This is a genomic window from Streptomyces sp. NPDC048392 (assembly GCF_043200575.1).
Classification (GTDB): Bacteria; Actinomycetota; Actinomycetes; order Streptomycetales; family Streptomycetaceae; genus Streptomyces.
In genome coordinates, this window is sequence record NZ_JBICYB010000010.1 from 44474 (window position 1) to 62234 (window position 17761).

Annotated in this window: 13 protein-coding genes; 8 read left to right on the forward strand and 5 right to left on the reverse strand. The window is 69.7% G+C overall.

All coding sequences use genetic code 11. From position 1 onward, the window contains the following. Window positions 1–154: 154 nt before the first annotated feature. Complete coding sequence (locus tag ACGFYH_RS16300; RefSeq protein ID WP_393803786.1) at window positions 155–922, reverse strand: ABC transporter permease subunit; 768 nt, start codon at window positions 920–922, stop codon at window positions 155–157. 56 nt (window positions 923–978) lie between these two features. Next, on the reverse strand, window positions 979–1905 hold the full coding sequence (locus tag ACGFYH_RS16305) for an ABC transporter ATP-binding protein (RefSeq protein ID WP_393803787.1): 927 nt from the start codon (window positions 1903–1905) through the stop codon (window positions 979–981). A 135-nt stretch (window positions 1906–2040) separates the two neighbouring features. Here ACGFYH_RS16305 and ACGFYH_RS16310 point away from each other — a divergent pair, with 135 nt between their 5' ends. The 4 genes from ACGFYH_RS16310 (at window position 2041) to ACGFYH_RS16325 (ending at window position 5277) form a co-directional block, all read left to right on the forward strand. Beyond that, a complete protein-coding gene (locus ACGFYH_RS16310) occupies window positions 2041–2514 on the forward strand; it encodes a GbsR/MarR family transcriptional regulator (RefSeq protein WP_393803788.1) in 474 nt (157 codons plus the stop codon). A gap of 130 nt (window positions 2515–2644) precedes the next feature. Continuing rightward, window positions 2645–3826, forward strand: coding sequence for a cytochrome P450 (locus ACGFYH_RS16315; RefSeq protein ID WP_393803789.1), 1182 nt, complete (start codon window positions 2645–2647; stop codon window positions 3824–3826). Then, on the forward strand, window positions 3823–4593 hold the full coding sequence (locus tag ACGFYH_RS16320; protein WP_393803790.1) for a thioesterase II family protein: 771 nt from the start codon (window positions 3823–3825) through the stop codon (window positions 4591–4593). The genes ACGFYH_RS16315 and ACGFYH_RS16320 overlap by 4 nt, the downstream gene beginning before the upstream one ends. A 231-nt stretch (window positions 4594–4824) precedes the next feature. After that, window positions 4825–5277, forward strand: coding sequence for an ATP-binding protein (locus ACGFYH_RS16325; protein ID WP_393803899.1), 453 nt, complete (start codon window positions 4825–4827; stop codon window positions 5275–5277). A 49-nt stretch (window positions 5278–5326) separates the two neighbouring features. On the opposite strand, the gene ACGFYH_RS16330 is transcribed toward ACGFYH_RS16325, so the two are convergent. The 3 genes from ACGFYH_RS16330 to ACGFYH_RS16340 form a co-directional block, all read right to left on the reverse strand. Next, entirely contained in the window at window positions 5327–6247 is a 921-nt protein-coding gene (locus tag ACGFYH_RS16330) for a hypothetical protein (protein WP_393803791.1), read from the reverse strand. A 4-nt stretch (window positions 6248–6251) separates the two neighbouring features. Next, window positions 6252–7355 (reverse strand): NlpC/P60 family protein, encoded by a 1104-nt coding sequence (locus tag ACGFYH_RS16335; RefSeq protein WP_393803792.1) that lies wholly within the window; start codon window positions 7353–7355, stop codon window positions 6252–6254. Between the two features lie 181 nt (window positions 7356–7536). Next, on the reverse strand, window positions 7537–9258 hold the full coding sequence (locus tag ACGFYH_RS16340; protein WP_393803793.1) for a carbohydrate-binding module family 20 domain-containing protein: 1722 nt from the start codon (window positions 9256–9258) through the stop codon (window positions 7537–7539). Window positions 9259–10007: 749 nt separating this feature from the next. Between ACGFYH_RS16340 and ACGFYH_RS16345 the strand changes: the two genes are divergently transcribed. The 4 genes from ACGFYH_RS16345 to ACGFYH_RS16360 all read left to right on the forward strand — a co-directional run bounded on the left by ACGFYH_RS16345 (window position 10008) and on the right by ACGFYH_RS16360 (window position 17679). Next, a complete protein-coding gene (locus ACGFYH_RS16345) occupies window positions 10008–10874 on the forward strand; it encodes an endonuclease/exonuclease/phosphatase family protein (protein ID WP_393803900.1) in 867 nt (288 codons plus the stop codon). Window positions 10875–10970: 96 nt separating this feature from the next. Next, window positions 10971–11981, forward strand: coding sequence for a LacI family DNA-binding transcriptional regulator (locus ACGFYH_RS16350; protein WP_393803794.1), 1011 nt, complete (start codon window positions 10971–10973; stop codon window positions 11979–11981). A gap of 314 nt (window positions 11982–12295) precedes the next feature. Continuing rightward, window positions 12296–16585 (forward strand): discoidin domain-containing protein, encoded by a 4290-nt coding sequence (locus tag ACGFYH_RS16355; protein WP_393803795.1) that lies wholly within the window; start codon window positions 12296–12298, stop codon window positions 16583–16585. 83 nt (window positions 16586–16668) lie between these two features. Beyond that, on the forward strand, window positions 16669–17679 hold the full coding sequence (locus ACGFYH_RS16360; protein WP_393803794.1) for a LacI family DNA-binding transcriptional regulator: 1011 nt from the start codon (window positions 16669–16671) through the stop codon (window positions 17677–17679). The last annotated feature ends 82 nt before the right edge of the window (window positions 17680–17761 follow it).

Below are 17761 nucleotides of genomic sequence, written 5' to 3' on the forward strand. Positions count from 1 at the left end.
TCCCAGGCCGACGCCCTCATACAGGGCGCCGCCGACTGATCCAACCCGCGGATCACCGTGGGCAGAGCCGGAAACATGTCTGGGCCGCCCCCGACGGCGGCCCAGACAGCGGGGGATTCGCCGGTTGGCTTTGAGTTGCCGCGGAACGGTCGGTTCAGCAGTTCACGTCGCGCCGGTTGAAACGGACCGTGCCGATGCCCAGGAAGATCGCGGAGAGGATGACGAGGATGGCGATGTCACCCCACTGGAAACCGTTCCGCAGCGGCTCGCCCCCGATGTAGTAGTACATCGGGGACAGGTACTTGATGCCGTCGCCGATCCGCGCGTAGAGGGAGTTGCCCATGTACGCGACGACGCCGACCGCCGCGGAGCCCGCGAGTGTGATGACCTTGCTGCCGAAGGCGGTGCCAAGGCCGAAGGCGAGCGCCGCGAACGTCACGGACAACAGGAACAGATTCACGCACTGGGCCAGAAACTCCACGGTCGTGATGCTGTCGAGCTCCGCGCTGGAGCGGATGGCGAGCAGCGCGAGGAAGATGACGAAGCTGATCACCAAGGCGCCGGTGGCCACACTGGCGAAGCGCTGCAGCACCACCTTGGTGCGGGTGACCGGGTGCGCGAGCAAGAGGTCCAACTGGCCGGAATCCTCGTCGCTCGCGGTGGCACGCAACCCCGCGGCGATTCCGTAGATCATGAGAAGCAGCGGCAGGATGAGGCCGAAGACAGCTGCCTGGAGATAGCCGGCGGCCGTGGCGTCGACGTGCAGGGAGTCACGGAGCCCTGCGGGCAGGCTATCGGTGTTGTCCTTCTGGTCGGGATAGGTGCTGGCGTATCCCATCCCGACGACCGCGGCGCCGATCGCCCAGGCGAGCAGGCCACGGCGGCTGTCGGCGAAGAACTTGGTGTAGACGGCGGAACTCATGGAGGGGGTTGGTCCTTTCCGGTCCGGTGTGCGAGGCCACTGACGGTGCGGAGTGCTCAGCGCTCGTAGACCGGAGCGGGGCGCGGGGCGGCTTCCGCCCCTTCGTAGTAGGAGTGGAAAAGGTCCTCCAGGGCCGGTTTGGTGACCTGGAGGCCGGCGACGTCGTACTTGGCGAGGGCCTTGATCAGGTCGTCCGGGTTCCCGGAGAACGGGCCGCTCAGTCCGGTCCCCTCGGCATCGACACGGAGCCCTTCGCCCCCGGGCACCCTCGTGAACGCGTCGGCCGGAACAGGCGTGACGAAGGTGATCCGCACATCGCGGACCGAAGCGGAACGCAGGTTGGCGACGCTGTCGAGCGCGACGAGGGCACCGTCACGGATGATGCCGACGCGGTGGGCGACCGCCTCGACCTCGCTCATGATGTGGCTGGACATGAAGACCGTCTGCCCCCGTTCGGCGGCCTCGGAGATCAAATCCAGGAAGGTCTGCTGGACCAGTGGGTCGAGACCGGAGGTGGGCTCGTCGAGGATCAGCAGCTCAGGCGTATGCATCAGGGCCTGCACCAGACCGACCTTCTGCCGGTTGCCCTTCGAGAGCTTCTTGATCTTGGCGCTCTGGTCGAGGCCGAGCCGTTCGGCGAGTTCGTCGATTCGTCCCTGCGGCACGCCACCGCGAAGTGCGGCGAGGAAGCGCAGATAGCCGCGGACGTTCTGACGCCCGTCACACACGAAGTCTCCGGGCAGATAGCCCACGCGGCCGCGAAGCTTGGCACCGTCGGCCAACGGGTCGAGGCCGAGCACCTTGCAGGAACCCGATGTCGGGCGGATCAGGTCCAGGAGCAGCCGGATGGTAGTGGTCTTGCCCGCGCCGTTCGGCCCCAGGAAGCCGAAGACCTCTCCGGCCCTCACCTGCAGCGTCAGTCCGGTCAGGCCGCGGCGGGTGCCGTACGTCTTGGTGAGCTCGCCGAGCTCGATCGCGTTCATCACACTCCGACTATGCTGAGTTTTCAGAGTTTTGTAAAGACTCGGAGTTTCGCGAGTTTTCGTTACGCTAAGGGGGCGTCAAGACTTCACGCCCCGAGCAGGACCTTCTTGCCGAGGAAGCACCAGGGAGCCCGGATGGACCAGAACGACGCAGAACTCCGCGATGCGGCCGAGAAGTTGGCACTCTCCCTCACGGCGAGCGGCATGCAGCGCACCATGGCCCGGGTGATGACCGCACTGCTCTACACGCAGCAGGAAACGATGACCGCGGGCGACCTCTGCGAACAGCTTCAGATCAGCTCGGGCGCCGTCTCCGGGGCAGTGAAGCAGCTCGTCCAGATCGGCATCATCGAGCGAGTGCCCGCCCCCGGCAGCCGCCGCGAGCACTACCGGTTCCGCAACCACGCCTGGGCCACGATGATGGGCAACCAGAACGCGGTGATCGACGTCCTGGAGCAGGCCGCCTCGGACGGTCTGCGGACTGCGGGCCACGACAGCCCCGCGGGCCGCCGGCTCCACGAGATGCAGGACTTCCACGCCTTCATGCAGCGCGAGCTGACCCCCCTCTTCGACAAGTGGCGCGAGCAGTACGACGCCGAGCACTCGTAAAGCCGGGGGCGGTGCTGGGGTGTGCCCCGGGGGCGCCTCCTCGGTGCGCGGGCGAAGACTGAGCCGTGACGAGCCGTGCGGGCCCCGCTCCTGCCGGACCCGCCGCGGAACCGAGGAGGATAGGGGACACATGGCTGACCACTCCGTGGCCGCGCCGCCGTTCTTCGCCGACGGTGGCCCCGCGCTCCACGCGTGGATGCGGAACACCCGGGACAACACCCCGGTCATGTTCGACGAACCATCGCAGTCCTGGAAGGTCTACCGGTACGAGGACGTCCACCGCGTGCTCTCCGACTGGGAAGTGTTCTCCAACGACATGTGCCGGGTCATACCCCAGCACGCGTTCACTCGGGGCAACCTGTCCACGATGGACCCGCCCGAACACAAACAGCTCCGAGGCGTCATCGCCCAGGGGTTCACACCTCGGACCCTGGCCGAACTCGCCCCCCGCATCGAGACCTTGACCAAGGAACTGCTGGACGCGGTCGAGGACCGGGGCGAGATCGACATCACCAGGGACCTGGCGTACCAGCTGCCGCTGAACGTCATCTCGACCCTGATCGGCGTCCCCCGCGAGGACCGCGGTGTGCTTCAGCGCACGGCGGACGCACAACTGGCACTGACCTGCGAGAACCCTGCCAATCCCGACTTCGCCGTGCAGGTCCAGAAGGCCATGGAGGAGCTGCAGGACTACGTCAGGGACCTCAGCGCCCGACGCCGCGCCGAGCCGCGCGACGACCTGATCAGCCAGCTGGTCACCGCGACCGTCGGCGACCGCTCGCCGGACGAGGAGGAGGTCGTCAACTTCACCGTCCTGCTCCTGCTCGCCGGCCACCTCACCACCATGTCGCTGCTCGGCAACATGATGGTGACCCTGAGCGAGCACCCCGACCAGCTGGCCCAGGTACGCGCAGACCGCAGCCTGGTGCCCGGCGCCGTCGAAGAGGTACTGCGCTACCGCACACCCGTACCCGAGGGCGGCCGGGTCACCAACCGGGAGGTGGAGCTCGGCGGCGTGGTCATCCCCGCCAACAAGATGGTGCTGTGCTCGCTGATCTCCGCCAATCGCGACGAGCGCAAGTACACCGACCCCGACCGGTTCGACATCCACCGCGACCCCAACCCCCAACTCGCCTTCACAACGGGCATCCACTACTGCCTCGGCGCCCATCTGGCCCGGCTCGAGGCGAAGATCGCGCTCAACGCGATCCTGGACCGGTACACCGAACTCACCCCGACCGGGCTCGTCTGGTATCCGACCTACGCGCTGTGCAACCCGAAGCGGCTCACCTTCGACGTACGCCGCGCATGACGACGGTCACCTCTCCCTTCGAGAAGTGGATCCTGCGCCCGGAGCCACGCCCCACGGCCGTGCTGCGCCTGATCTGCGTGCCGTACGCGGGTGGCGGCCCCGCCGCGTACCACGCATGGCCCCGCGGGCTGGGGGACGCGGTGGAGCCGTGGCTGCTGCGACTGCCGGGGCAGGAGGCACGGCTGCGCGAGGCACCGCTGCACAGCGTGGCGCAGATCGCGCAGCAGGCCGCCGCCGCCCTGGCGCCCGATCTGCGGGAAACGTTCGCCGTGTTCGGCTACAGTCTCGGCGCCTGGGTCGCTTTCGAGCTGGTACGGGAGCTGCGTGACGGGTACGGGCTACGGGCCGCCCACCTCGGGGTGGCGGCCCGCCCCGCACCGCAGACGCCGATGCGGCACCCCCCGGTGCACATCCTGCCCGACGACGCCTTCATCGACGTACTGGACCATCGCTTCCAGGCGATCCCGCCCATGATCCGGGAATCCGCCGACATGCGCGCGATCTACCTGCCGGCGCTGCGGGCCGACACGACGGCCCTGGAGACCTACCGGTACCGGCCTGGTCCCCGGCTCGACTGTCCGGTCTCGGCATACGGAGGCACCGAGGACGCGGACTGCGATCCCGCGGACCTGCGGGCCTGGGGCCGGCTGACGACGGGGCGCTTCCAACTGCTCATGCTGCCTGGCGGGCACTTCTTCCTCACCACCTGCCAGTCACAGCTGCTCGAGGCCCTCTCAGCCGACCTGTTGCGCTCCCTGGTGCCCTGACCGGCACCCGGGGCGCGCCCACGACATTCCCCAGGGGCCGTGCTGGGGTCGGCTCCCGGCGTGACCGTGTCCGCTCGCGGCCAGCGGCTCAACCCCGCCTGCGCGAAGCGCACCTTCTGCTTCACCGCCGACTGCTGCGCCTGCGCGGAGCACACAACTCCGCCCTCCCCGGCCGCGCCCCCCCTTCAACCTTCCCGGTGCGACCTGCACCCCCTGCGGCAGTGCACCGTGATGCATGCCCCGGCACCCCCGACGACCCCGACCACCCGCCTGCACATCAGCTCGGACGCGGACCTGGCCCAGGTACGCCACCAGGTGCGCCGAGCCACCGCCCGCATCGGCTTCAGCCTCGTCCAGCAGACGAAACTCGTCACCGCGGCGAGCGAACTCGCCCGCAACACCCTCGTACACGGCGGCGGCGGGCACGTCGACATGGCGCACCTCGACAGCGGCACCGGCCGCGGGCTCCGGCTCGCCTTCACGGACGAGGGCCCCGGCATCACCGACATCGAACTGGCCATGACCGACGGATACACCTCTGGCGGCGGTCTGGGCCTGGGCCTGAGCGGCGCCAGACGGCTCGTCCAGGAATTCACCCTCGACAGCCACACCGGACACGGCACCACCGTCACGATCACCGAGTGGCTCGCCCGCCTGCCCGCGGCCCGCACAGGCGGACCATGAACGGGGCCCGGGACGTCCAGGCGTCGGGTGAACCGGCCGCGCGGTGCCGTCAGGACGGCGGCCCGGCGGACCGGCCGGGCCGTCGGGTGAAACGCCGCAGTCCACGGCGGGTCGGCTTGAGCGGCTTGTCCTCGGGGGCGACCGGGGACGGGCCCGCGGTCAGGGCCGCCGCGGTGGTGGGGGCGCGGGACGGTACCGACCGGTCGCCTCGGGCGAGCCGGCCGCGTACGGCCTGGGCCATGGCGAGGTGCGCGGGTTCCTGCAGCAGGCCGGCCTCGGACAGCCGCTCCCACATGTGCAGCAGTTCCTGCCCGCGGGTGGCCACCTGGCCCTCGTCCCAGAGTCGCTGCCACGCCGCCGTGGCACGGGCCACGTCGGGGGCGGCCCGGTCCAGGTCGGTGCGGCAGCGGATACGGGCGACGGTCAGCGCGAGGACGGTGGAGAGCATGTAGTCGCCGCGCAGGTACGCGAGGTACGCCTCGATCGCCCGTGCCTCCAGGGAGAGTTCGTCCTCCGCGCCGCGGCGCAGCGTGAGGTGCTCCCGCAGTGCGCTGGCGAGGACGAACGCGGCGTGCAGCTCCTCGCGCTGCGCGTGCTGGATGATGCGCTCGACGCGGGCGAGCGGCGGGAACGCCTCCTCCTCCGCGGCGGTGCGTTCGCGTCCGGGCGGCAGGTCCTCCTCGTCGGCGATGGTCCGGCTCGAACCGTCGGGGTGGACACGCAGGCGTGCGACCTGCTGCACGGTGCGGTCGATGACGGTGGCCGCGACCGGGGCCCGCAGTGTGCGGGCGAACATGGCGACGGCGTCGAGGATCGCCTCGTTGGGCGGCCGCATGCCGCCCATCTCCAGCAGGTGACCGTTGACCACCGTGGAGCCGTCCTCGGCCACGTAGGCGTCTAGGCGGATCAGCGGCGTGGCGCCGAGGACGGGCAGGTTCCCCTCGTCGCGGGGGGTCGGCGAGTGGGTCATCCGCTCAGGCTCCGGGTCGTACGACGCCGAGGACGGGCATGGAGGCGGCCGGCGCGGTGGTGATCGAGCGGCCGGGCCGCGGGGCGTGGACGATCTGTCCTCCTCCGATGTACATGCCCACGTGGGTGGCGTCGTTGTAGTAGATGATCAGGTCTCCGGGGCGGGCCGAGGACAGGCTTACGCGGGTCAGCTGCCCCCATTGTGCCTGGGACGTGCGGGGGATGGGGTGCCCGGCCGCCGCCCAGGCCGCGGAGGTGAGTCCCGAGCAGTCGTAGGACGAGGGGCCAACGGCGCCCCACACGTACGGTTTGCCGATCTGCGCCATCGCGAAGCCGACGGCCTGCGCGGCCGCGCCGCTCGCGTGCGTCCCGCCGCCGGGCCCCGCCCCCTTTCCTTTCCCCTTCCCCGTCGAGGCGCCACCGCCGGAGTCGGAGCCCGTCCACCTGGCCTCGGCCTCCCGCGCTCTCTCCCGCTCCAACTGGGCGAGTCTGCGGGCCTGTTCCTTCTCCAGTCCCGCCTCGATCCGCTCGGCCGCGGCTATCTTCTTCTCGGTCTTCTGCTTGGCCGCGGCCTTGTCCGCGCGGCTGCTCCTGAGCTTCCGCAGCTCCTCGGTGGCGGCCTCGGTCTGCTCGCCCAGCTCCGCGCGGGCGGTCTTCTGGGTCTCGGCGACGTTGACCAGGCCCCGCATGGCCTGGCGGGCCTGGGACGCCTCGTCGAGGGCCTGGTCCGGGTGGTCGCCGAGCAGCAGCTGGATGCCCGTTGCGGCGAGATCGCCCCCGCGGTACTGGGTCCGGGCGGCAGCGCCCGCGAGGTCGCGCAGGTTCTTCACCCGCTTCTCGGCACGGGTCAGATCCTCGCGCAGGGACGTCAGCCGCTTCTCCTGCTTGGCCGCCTTCACGTTCGCGGCGTTGTACGCCTCGGTGGCCACCTCCGCCTCGCGGTAGAGGCCGTCCAGTTCGGTGCGGATGTCCTCGATCGACTGGTCGTCGTGGGGGCCGGGTTCGTTCGGGGCCGCGTAACCGGGGCCGGGCAACAGGACGAGCGCGCAGACGAGGGCTGCTGTGGCGCCCCGGCTCCGTAACCGTCTGCCGCCGGTCGACACGTTCATGAGCTCCACTTTTCAGAGGTCGCGTGCGGGCGGCTCAGACGGACGGCTGGCGCCGCGGTCCCCGCCGCGGGTCGCAGGAGGGGCCGTTCGAGCCTTGAACACACTACCTTCCCCCGAACGGCCGGCCCCGGTGTCCCCGCAGGTGTCAGCTTGCTCACACGCAACTGTCCGACGAGCGGGTTCAGTCGCGCCAGGTGTCGCTGAGGGTGGTCCGGGTGGTGCCGACGGTCGCCGTGCGGTTGGCGCCGCTCTCCCAGGTCACGTGGCCCGCCTCGTCCTTGCGAAGGTACTTGTACTGGAAGGTCGTGCCCTCGGGGAGTTCCACGTCCCGTTTCCACACCGGGTAGGCGGCCGCGTCGAGCGCGAGGGCGCCGGCCGGGTTCCAGTCGCCGAGTTCCGGCCGGTTGCCGGTCACGTAGACGTTCTGGCCCCAGCTGGTGTTGGCACCGACGGCGAAGGACACGCCGGAGGTCACCGGCTCGGGGGCGGGACCGGGACCGCCTTCACAGGTGCGGGCGCCCACGTGCAGGGCCACGGCCGTGTCGGCGCCCAGCGTGGCGGTGAACCGGCCGGACGCGTCGACCGTGACGCCCCTGCCGGACTGGACGTCGCAGTAGTCGCCGGCGGGCAGCGACGTCTGGAAGGTACGGGTCAGCGGGGAGCCCTCGTGGTTGATGGCGACGTACGCCTTCGTGCCGCGTCCGAACGCTATCCGGTCGCCGCCGTCGTCCCACCAGTCGGTCACGGACCGGCCGCGTGCGGTGTTGCGGAAGCCGACCATGGAGGAGATCTCGCGCCAGGCGTGCTGGCACTTCCAGCCGTCGCTGTGACAGGCCTTCACCCGGCCGCCGTTCGGCGGGCCCGCGTCGTGGTCGGTGAACTCGTAGCCGGAGTGGATGTCGGGGCTGCCGTACGGCCAGGCCAGCATGAACACGTGCGCCAGGGTGTGGGCGGCACCGTCCTTGTAGGTGAGGGTCTCGCCGTTCCGTTCGGTGTCGTGATTGGTGACGAAGGCACCGGCCTTGTCCGAGGGCATGTAGCCCCAGGCCTCACCGAAGTTCTTCAGGTACGCGAGGTTCTCGCCGTTGAAGACCCGTTTGAGGTCGCGTGCGTAGCGGAACTCCTGCACGTCGCCGCTGCCGAGGTACTCGGCCGGGGAGACGGCCTCGCCGGCGCCGTGGATCGCCTCGTGCTTCCAGTAGACGCCGGGCTTGCTCAGCCGGGACTTGATGTCGGCCAGGTCACCGGCGGCCATGTGTTTGGCCGCGTCGATCCGGAAGCCGTCGACGCCGAGGGACAGCAGGTCGTCGAGGTAGCCGGCGATCCTCCCGCGCACGTAGTCCTCGCCGGTGTCCAGGTCCGCGAGGCCGACCAGCTCGCACTCCTGGACGTTGAAGCGGTTGCCGTAGTCGCTGATCTGCGAGGTGCAGTTGTCCAGGTCGTTCGACGAATAGAGGCCGGGATATCGGTACTTGGTGTACGCCGATCCGCCGGTGCCCGTGCCGCTGCCGGCCGACATGTGGTTGATGACCGAGTCGGCGACGACCTTCACACCCGCCGCGTGACAGGTGTCGACCATGCTTTTGAACTGGGCGCGGTCGCCGAGGCGGCCCGCGATCCTGTAGCTGACCGGCTGGTACGAGGTCCACCACTGTCCGCCCTGGATGTGCTCCTGGGGCGGCGAGACCTGGACGAAGCCGTAGCCGGCCGGTCCGAGGGTGCCGGTGCACGCCTGGGCGACGGAGTCGAAGTCCCACTCGAACATCACCGCGGTGACGTCCTTGTCTCCGGGTGGCGATGCCTGGGCCGGTGCCGCGGTGGCGAGGAGGCTGCCGGCCAGCCCGGCGGTGAGGGCGAGCGCCGCGGCGGCGACTCTTCGTGCGGTGCTGGTGCTCCCGTGCATGGAGTCTCCCGTGTGAGGGTGCGGGTGTCCCGGGGATGCGGTGCCGGCGGAAGTCTGGGGGAGTCGGCACATGGCTGCAACACGTTGCGGCAAGAGCCCTGCAAGAGGTTGCGGTCGTGACCGTAAGGGCGGCGTTCAACAAGGTCAACCCCTTCGGCATCGCCCCTTCTCCGGAGTCCATGGCGAGGCGTCAGCCGGTTCGCGAGGCGGTCACGCACCGTCGCAGCACACCGGGGAATCGAAGCGAGACCCCTTTACGGCAGCCTCGCACGCGGGTAACTTCCCGCTGCCGTAAGGGATTTCTGAAACTTTCCGCTCAGTCTTTCAGGGCCTGGCCGCTCGCACCACCCGCGGCGACGCCGTCCGCCTTCTCCGGAGACACATATGAGACGCACTCGCACGCGGCCGCCCGGACGGCCGCCGGCCGCAGCCGCCGCCGCCGACGACACGGCGACCGCCCTCTGCTCCGCCCGGACACCCCGTCACCGGCGGCAGGCCTGCCGCCGCCGCGCCCCGGCACGGACGATCCGCGGGCTCACGTCCTGTACGGCACCGGGGGAGATCGGCCTCACTGGCCCCTTTTCGCCGTAGGCGCCGGAACGCGGACCGCCGTCCCTTCGTCCTGACTGGGTGAGGAGGAGGGAACGGGGTTCGATGACCGAGCGGGTGGGGCGGGCGTGACGGGGCGGGCGGCCTGGACGCGAGGGCGTGCGCCGGGAGCGGCGGCGCTGCTGACGGCCCTCCTGCTGATGTTCCACCGGCTGGTCCCCAACGGGATGGGCGGGCTCGGCAGTCTGCTGGAATCGTTCCTGCCCTGGCTCGGCCTGATGGTCGTGCCACTGCTCGCCCTGGCGCTGCTGCGCCGTTCGGCCCTCGCGCTGGTGGCCCTGCTCCTGCCGGTGGCGGCCTGGACGCATCTCTACGGCCCGCTGCTCCTGCCCGCACCGGAGCCCGGCCCCCACGACCTGGTCGTCGTGCAGCACAACGTCAGCGACGAGAACACCGACCCCGCGGGCACGGCCCGCGACCTGGCCGCCGCCGGGCCCGACCTCATCGCGCTCGAGGAGCTGGTGTCGCCTGCCCGGGAGGTGTACGAGGGGGTTCTGGCCGCGGACTACCCGTACCGGACGATCCGGGGCACGGTCGGGCTCTGGTCGAAGCATCCGCTCGCCGACACCCGCCCGCTCGACATCGGACCCCGAGGCATCAGGCAGGAGTGGGAGCGTGGGCTGCGGGCCGTGGCGCACGCGCCGCGCGGTGAGATCGCCGTGTACGTCGCGCATCTGCCGTCGGTCCGGGTCGGGGCGGGCGGTCTTGCGGCGTCCTGGCGGGACGAGAGCGCCGGTCTGCTGGGTGACGCCCTCGCGGCGGAGGAGCTTGACCCGGTGATCCTGCTGGGCGATCTCAACGGCACGGTCGACGACCGGGCGCTGGAGCCCCTGACCACGCGGCTGAACGTCCCCGAACGGGGCGTCGCCCTCAGCTTTCCCGCGTTCTTCCCCCTGGCGCGGATCGATCAGGTCATGGCCCGCTCCGCGACCGTCGGCCGCGTCCGCACCCTCTCCGCCACCGGCAGCGACCACCTTCCTGTCGTCGCCCGGGTCACTCCGGACTGACTGAACGAAAGGAACATCAGTCGCCAGGAGGGGTGTATCCCTCTCAATGCGGCCGGTGAGCAAGCCGCTTGCAGTGCTTGCGTTAGCCTTGCGTGTGTGACGCGACGACTTGCCCAGGTGGCGAAGAAGGTTGGGGTCAGCGAGGCCACGGTCAGCCGGGTGCTCAACGGCAAGCCGGGAGTCTCCGACGCGACCCGGCAGTCCGTGCTGAGTGCGCTGGACGTCCTGGGCTACGAGCGGCCCACCCAGCTGCGGGGGGAGCGCGCACGGCTGGTCGGGCTGGTGCTGCCCGAACTGCAGAATCCCATCTTCCCCGCGTTCGCCGAGGTCATCGGCGGTGCGCTGGCCCAGCAGGGGCTCACCCCCGTCCTGTGCACCCAGACCAAGGGCGGCGTCTCCGAGGCCGACTACGTCGAACTGCTCCTGCAGCAACAGGTCTCCGGCGTGGTCTTCGCCGGCGGCCTGTTCGCCCAGGCCGACGCACCCCACGACCACTACCGGCTGCTCGCCGAGCGCAACATCCCCGTCGTGCTCATCAACGCGTCGATCGAGCACCTCGACTTCCCGTGCATCGCCTGCGACGACGCCGTGGCCGTCGAGCAGTCCTGGCGGCACCTGGCCTCCCTCGGCCACCAACGCATCGGCCTGGTCCTGGGCCCCTCCGACCACATCCCCTCCCGCAGGAAACTCGCCGCCGCACACGACGCCGCCCGGACCACCCACGCCGAACTCCCCGACACACACATCGAGCGGGCCATGTTCTCCCTCGAAGGCGGCCAAGCAGCCGCCTCCCGCCTCCTCGACCGCGGCATCACCGGCATCATCTGCGCCAGCGACCCCCTCGCCCTCGGCGCCATCCGCGCAGCCCGCCGACGCGGACACCACGTACCCCACGACGTCTCCGTCATCGGCTACGACGACTCCGCCTTCATGACCTGCACCGAACCACCCCTCACCACCGTCCGCCAACCCATCGAAGCCATGGGCCGCGCCGCCGTCGACCTCCTCTGCGCACAAATCCAGGGCACCGAAGTCCCCCACGGAGAGCTGCTCTTCGAACCCGAACTCGTGGTCCGCGGCTCCACCGCACAGACAGCCACCCGATAACGGGACGTTCAGCTCTCCATTCCTGTCCGCAAGTATCTTGCGGAAATCGACAGTGGTTTGCGGCTGCTCGACGCAGCCGATGAAAGCCGCTGATCCGAGGTATGCCCCGGCACTTCCCCGAGGGCCGCCCTGCGCACTGCCCCCTGTTCCATGGCAAGTCGGCACTGCTCATCCTGTGGACGACTCAACATTTCTCTGCAACTCTCTGAGCGCTCAACGTAAATGGAAGAGAACATTGAGTGTCCACCTGATGTACCGCATCCGACTGAGCCGTGCCTCGTGGCCTTGCGGCACGAGGCGGAGATCGGGGACAGATGAGAAACCGGCACTGGAGATCACGTGCCCTGTGCACCGTGGTCGCGACCAGTCTCCTGGCGTTGGGGGGACCGCTGCTGTCGGCCACGGCAGCCGGTGGCCCCAACATCGCCGTGGGAGACGCCACGGCGGCGAGCAGTTCGCATGGTGAGTACGGCGCCGCCAACATCACCGACGGCAATCAGGGTTCGTACTGGCAGAGCGACGGCGGCAGCCTGCCCCAGTGGGTCCAGACCGACCTCGGTGCCACCGAGCGGATCGACGAGGTCGTCCTCAGACTGCCCGCCGGCTGGGAGAGCCGGGAGCAGACGCTCTCCGTACAGGGCAGTGCCGACGGCACGAGTTTCAGCACGCTGAAGACGTCCGCCACCTACGCCTTCACCCCGGGGGCGGCCAACACGGTCACCGTGAGTTTCCCCGCCACGCGGACACGGTTCGTGCGGGTGGACATCACCGCGAACACCGGCTGGCAGGCGGCGCAGCTCTCGGAGCTCGAGGTGCACGCGGCCGGGGAGTCGTCCGCGAATCTCGCCGCCGGCCGGGTTCTGACGGCGAGCGGTTCCACCGGCGCGTACACCCCGGGCAACGGCAACGACGGCAACCGGGCGACCTACTGGGAGAGCGCCAACAACGCCCTGCCGCAGTGGCTACAGGCCGACCTCGGCTCGTCCCGCCGGGTCGACCGGGTCGTGCTGCGGCTGCCGGACGGCTGGCCGTCCCGCAGCCAGACCCTGAAGATCCAGGCCAGTGAGAACGGCTCGGACTTCACCGACCTGACCGCCGCCAGGGCGTACACCTTCGACGCGGGGGGCGGCCAGTCGGCCACGATCACCTTCGACGCGGCGACCACCCGCCATGTGCGCGTCCTGGTGACGGCCAACACCGGCCGGCCCGCCGCCCAGGTCTCCGAGCTGGAGATCTACGGTCCGGCGACGGGTGACACGCAGGCCCCCACCGCACCGGCGAACCTCGCGTTCACCGAACCGGCCACCGGGCAGATCAGGCTGACCTGGAACGAGTCCTCGGACGACACGGCCGTCACGGGGTACGACGTCTACGCCAACGGGGATCTGCTGACCTCGGTCGCGGGCGACGTCACCACGTACACGGACACCAGGCCGACCGACGCGACGGTCACCTACCACGTGCGCGCCAAGGACGCGGCCGGGAACCGGTCGGGCGACAGCAACTCGGTCACCCGCCGCGGCGACACCGGTGACACCCAGGCACCCACCGCGCCCTCGAATCTCGCCCTCACCGAACCGGCCACCGGCCGGATCAGGCTGACCTGGGACGCCTCGGCCGACAACAAGGGCGTCACCGGTTACGACGTCTACGCCGACAACAAGCTCCGCGAGAGCGTCGCCGGTGACGTCACCACCTTCACCGACACCCAGCCGGCGTCCGCGAACGTGACCTACTTCGTGCGGGCGAAGGACGCGGCCGGCAACCAGTCGGGCAACAGCAACTCCGTGACCCGCGCCGGCAGCGGCGGCGGATCGAACCTGGCCGTCGGCAAGCCGATCAGCGCCTCGTCCGTCATCCACACCTTCGTCGCCGAGAACGCCAACGACAACAGCACCTCCACCTACTGGGAGGGCGCGGCGGGCAGCTACCCGAACACGCTGACCCTCAGGCTGGGCGCGAACGCGGACATCGACAGCGTCGTCCTCAAGCTCGATCCCGACACCGGCTGGTCGAAGCGCACCCAGAACATCCAGGTGCTCGGCCGCGCCCAGGACGCGTCGGGCTTCACCGGCCTGGTGGCCGCGAAGGACTACGTCTTCGACCCGGTGAGCGGCGGCAACAGCGTGACCATACCCGTCGGCGACCGGGCCGCGGACGTCCAGCTCAGGTTCACCTCGAACACCGGGGCGACGGCCGGGCAGGTCGCCGAGTTCCAGGTCATCGGCACTCCCGCACCCAACCCCGACCTCGAGGTCACGAAGCTGGCCACGACGCCCGACGCCCCCGTCGAGTCGGACGAGATCACGGTGTCCGCGACGGTCCGCAACAGCGGCGCCGCCGACGCCCCGGCCGGCGAGGTCGCCCTCAGGCTGGGCGGAACCAAGGTCGCCACCGCCGACGTCCCCGCCCTGAAGGCGGGTGCGCAGAGCACGGTCAGCGCCTCCGTCGGGGCCCGCGGGGCCGGTTCGTACGAACTGGGTGCGGTAGCCGACGAGGCGAACGAGATCATCGAGCAGAACGAGACCAACAACACCTACATCCGGCCCGAGCCGCTGGTCGTCAAGCCGGTCCAGAGTTCGGACCTGGTCGCCGCCGCCGTCACCGCCTCTCCCTCCAGCCCGGCCGCCGGTGACGACGTGACCTTCGAGGTAGCGCTCAGGAACCAGGGCACCCAGGACTCCGATAGCGGCGGCCATCAGGTGACGCTCGACCTGGTCGACGTCAAGGGCACCACCGTCAGGACGCTGACCGGTGCGCACTCCGGTGTCATCGGCGCCGGCACCACGGCCCCGGCCGTGGACCTCGGCACCTGGAAGGCGGCCAACGGCTCGTACACCCTGAAGGTGAGGGTCGCCGACGACGCGAACGAACTGCCGGTCAAGCGGGAGAACAACACCTCGGCGCAGCCGTTGTTCGTCGGGCGCGGCGCGAACATGCCGTACGACATGTACGAGGCGGAGGACGGTACGGTCGGCGGCGGTGCCACCGTGACAGGCCCCAACCGGACCATCGGTGACATCGCGGGCGAGGCGTCGGGCCGCAAGGCCGTCCACCTGGACGAGACCGGTGAGTACGTCGAGTTCACCACGAGGGCGGACACCAACACCCTGGTGACCCGCTTCTCCATCCCGGACGCGCCGGGTGGCGGCGGCATCGACGCCACGATCGACGTGTACGTCGACGGCGTCATGAAGAAGGCGCTGCCGCTCACGTCGAAGTACGCCTGGCTGTACGGCAACGAGGCCGGGCCCGGTAACTCCCCCGGTGCGGGGGCGCCGCGGCACGTGTACGACGAGGCGCACATCATGCTGGGCGAGACCGTCCCGGCGGGCAGCAGGATCCGGCTGCAGAAGGACGCGGCGAACACCTCCGACTACGCCATCGACTTCGTCAGCCTGGAGCAGGTCGCGGCGGTCCCGAACCCCGACCCGGCGGCGTACACGGTGCCGGCCGGGTTCACGCACCAGGACGTGCAGAACGCGCTCGACAGGGTCCGCATGGACACCTCGGGCAAGCTGGCCGGTGTGTATCTGCCGCCCGGTGACTACCAGACGTCGAGCAAGTTCCAGGTGTACGGCAAGGCGGTGAAGGTGATCGGCGCCGGCCCCTGGTTCACCCGGTTCCACGCGCCCGCGGCGCAGGACAACACCGACATCGGGTTCCGTGCCGAGGCGAGCGCGAAGGGCTCGACGTTCGCGAACTTCGCCTACTTCGGCAACTACACGAGCCGCATCGACGGGCCGGGCAAGGTGTTCGACTTCTCCAACACGTCGGACATAGTGATCGACAACATCTGGAACGAGCACATGGTGTGCCTGTACTGGGGCGCCAACACCGACCGGATGACGATCAAGAACTCCCGGATCCGCAACATGTTCGCCGACGGCATCAACATGACCAACGGCTCGACCGACAACCTCGTCTCCAACAACGACGCCCGGGCGACCGGCGACGACAGCTTCGCGCTCTTCTCGGCGATCGACGCCGGGGGCGCGGACATGAAGAACAACCTGTACGAGAACCTCACGACGACGCTGACCTGGCGTGCCGCGGGCCTCGCCGTCTACGGCGGCTACCACAACACCTTCCGGAACATCCACATCGCGGACACCCTGGCCTACTCGGGCATCACCATCAGCTCGCTGGACTTCGGCTACCCGATGAACGGCTTCGGCACCGATCCGACGACCTTCGAGAACATCTCGGTCGTCAGGGCGGGCGGACACTTCTGGGGCGGGCAGACCTTCCCCGGCATCTGGGTGTTCTCGGCGTCCAAGGTGTTCCGGGGCATCCGGGTCGACAACGTCGACATCGTCGATCCGACCTACAGCGGCATCATGTTCCAGACGAACTACGTGGGAGGCCGGCCACAGTTCCCGATCAAGGACACGGTCTTCACCGACGTCTCCGTCACGGGCGCGCACAAGAGCGGTGACGCGTTCGACGCCAAGTCCGGTTTCGGCCTGTGGGCCAACGAGTTGCCCGAGGCCGGGCAGGGACCGGCGGTGGGTGAGGTCACCTTCAACGGACTCAAGCTCGGCGACAATGCCGTGGACGTGCGCAACACGACGTCCACTTTCAAGATCATCCGCAATCCGTAGACCGCGGGGCCGTATCGACCCTTGTCGGAAGACCCACGGACTGGCGCAAGCCTCTTGCACAGACTTGCGCTAGTCTTGCGTGTGTGACGCGACGACTTGCCCAGGTGGCGAAGAAGGTTGGGGTCAGCGAGGCCACGGTCAGCCGGGTGCTCAACGGCAAGCCGGGAGTCTCCGACGCGACCCGGCAGTCCGTGCTGAGTGCGCTGGACGTCCTGGGCTACGAGCGGCCCACCCAGCTGCGGGGGGAGCGCGCACGGCTGGTCGGGCTGGTGCTGCCCGAACTGCAGAATCCCATCTTCCCCGCGTTCGCCGAGGTCATCGGCGGTGCGCTGGCCCAGCAGGGGCTCACCCCCGTCCTGTGCACCCAGACCAAGGGCGGCGTCTCCGAGGCCGACTACGTCGAACTGCTCCTGCAGCAACAGGTCTCCGGCGTGGTCTTCGCCGGCGGCCTGTTCGCCCAGGCCGACGCACCCCACGACCACTACCGGCTGCTCGCCGAGCGCAACATCCCCGTCGTGCTCATCAACGCGTCGATCGAGCACCTCGACTTCCCGTGCATCGCCTGCGACGACGCCGTGGCCGTCGAGCAGTCCTGGCGGCACCTGGCCTCCCTCGGCCACCAACGCATCGGCCTGGTCCTGGGCCCCTCCGACCACATCCCCTCCCGCAGGAAACTCGCCGCCGCACACGACGCCGCCCGGACCACCCACGCCGAACTCCCCGACACACACATCGAGCGGGCCATGTTCTCCCTCGAAGGCGGCCAAGCAGCCGCCTCCCGCCTCCTCGACCGCGGCATCACCGGCATCATCTGCGCCAGCGACCCCCTCGCCCTCGGCGCCATCCGCGCAGCCCGCCGACGCGGACACCACGTACCCCACGACGTCTCCGTCATCGGCTACGACGACTCCGCCTTCATGACCTGCACCGAACCACCCCTCACCACCGTCCGCCAACCCATCGAAGCCATGGGCCGCGCCGCCGTCGACCTCCTCTGCGCACAAATCCAGGGCACCGAAGTCCCCCACGGAGAGCTGCTCTTCGAACCCGAACTCGTGGTCCGCGGCTCCACCGCACAGACAGCCACCCGATAACGGGACCTCAACATCTTCGGCGCGCTGTCAAACAATTACGAAGTCAGCGCGAGATATTGCGCTCACTTGTTCGCGGTGGTTG

What these genes read in the sequence shown, in the direction of transcription:
- ACGFYH_RS16345 (WP_393803900.1), top strand. Translation starts at nt 10,008, where the DNA reads ATGTTCCACCGGCTGGTCCCCAACGGGATGGGCGGGCTCGGCAGTCTG.
- ACGFYH_RS16305 (WP_393803787.1), bottom strand. Translation starts at nt 1,905, where the DNA reads ATGAACGCGATCGAGCTCGGCGAGCTCACCAAGACGTACGGCACCCGC.
- ACGFYH_RS16320 (WP_393803790.1), top strand. Translation starts at nt 3,823, where the DNA reads ATGACGACGGTCACCTCTCCCTTCGAGAAGTGGATCCTGCGCCCGGAG.
- ACGFYH_RS16330 (WP_393803791.1), bottom strand. Translation starts at nt 6,247, where the DNA reads ATGACCCACTCGCCGACCCCCCGCGACGAGGGGAACCTGCCCGTCCTC.
- ACGFYH_RS16355 (WP_393803795.1), top strand. Translation starts at nt 12,296, where the DNA reads ATGAGAAACCGGCACTGGAGATCACGTGCCCTGTGCACCGTGGTCGCG.
- ACGFYH_RS16310 (WP_393803788.1), top strand. Translation starts at nt 2,041, where the DNA reads ATGGACCAGAACGACGCAGAACTCCGCGATGCGGCCGAGAAGTTGGCA.
- ACGFYH_RS16340 (WP_393803793.1), bottom strand. Translation starts at nt 9,258, where the DNA reads ATGCACGGGAGCACCAGCACCGCACGAAGAGTCGCCGCCGCGGCGCTC.
- ACGFYH_RS16300 (WP_393803786.1), bottom strand. Translation starts at nt 922, where the DNA reads ATGAGTTCCGCCGTCTACACCAAGTTCTTCGCCGACAGCCGCCGTGGC.
- ACGFYH_RS16315 (WP_393803789.1), top strand. Translation starts at nt 2,645, where the DNA reads ATGGCTGACCACTCCGTGGCCGCGCCGCCGTTCTTCGCCGACGGTGGC.
- ACGFYH_RS16335 (WP_393803792.1), bottom strand. Translation starts at nt 7,355, where the DNA reads ATGAACGTGTCGACCGGCGGCAGACGGTTACGGAGCCGGGGCGCCACA.
- ACGFYH_RS16325 (WP_393803899.1), top strand. Translation starts at nt 4,825, where the DNA reads ATGCATGCCCCGGCACCCCCGACGACCCCGACCACCCGCCTGCACATC.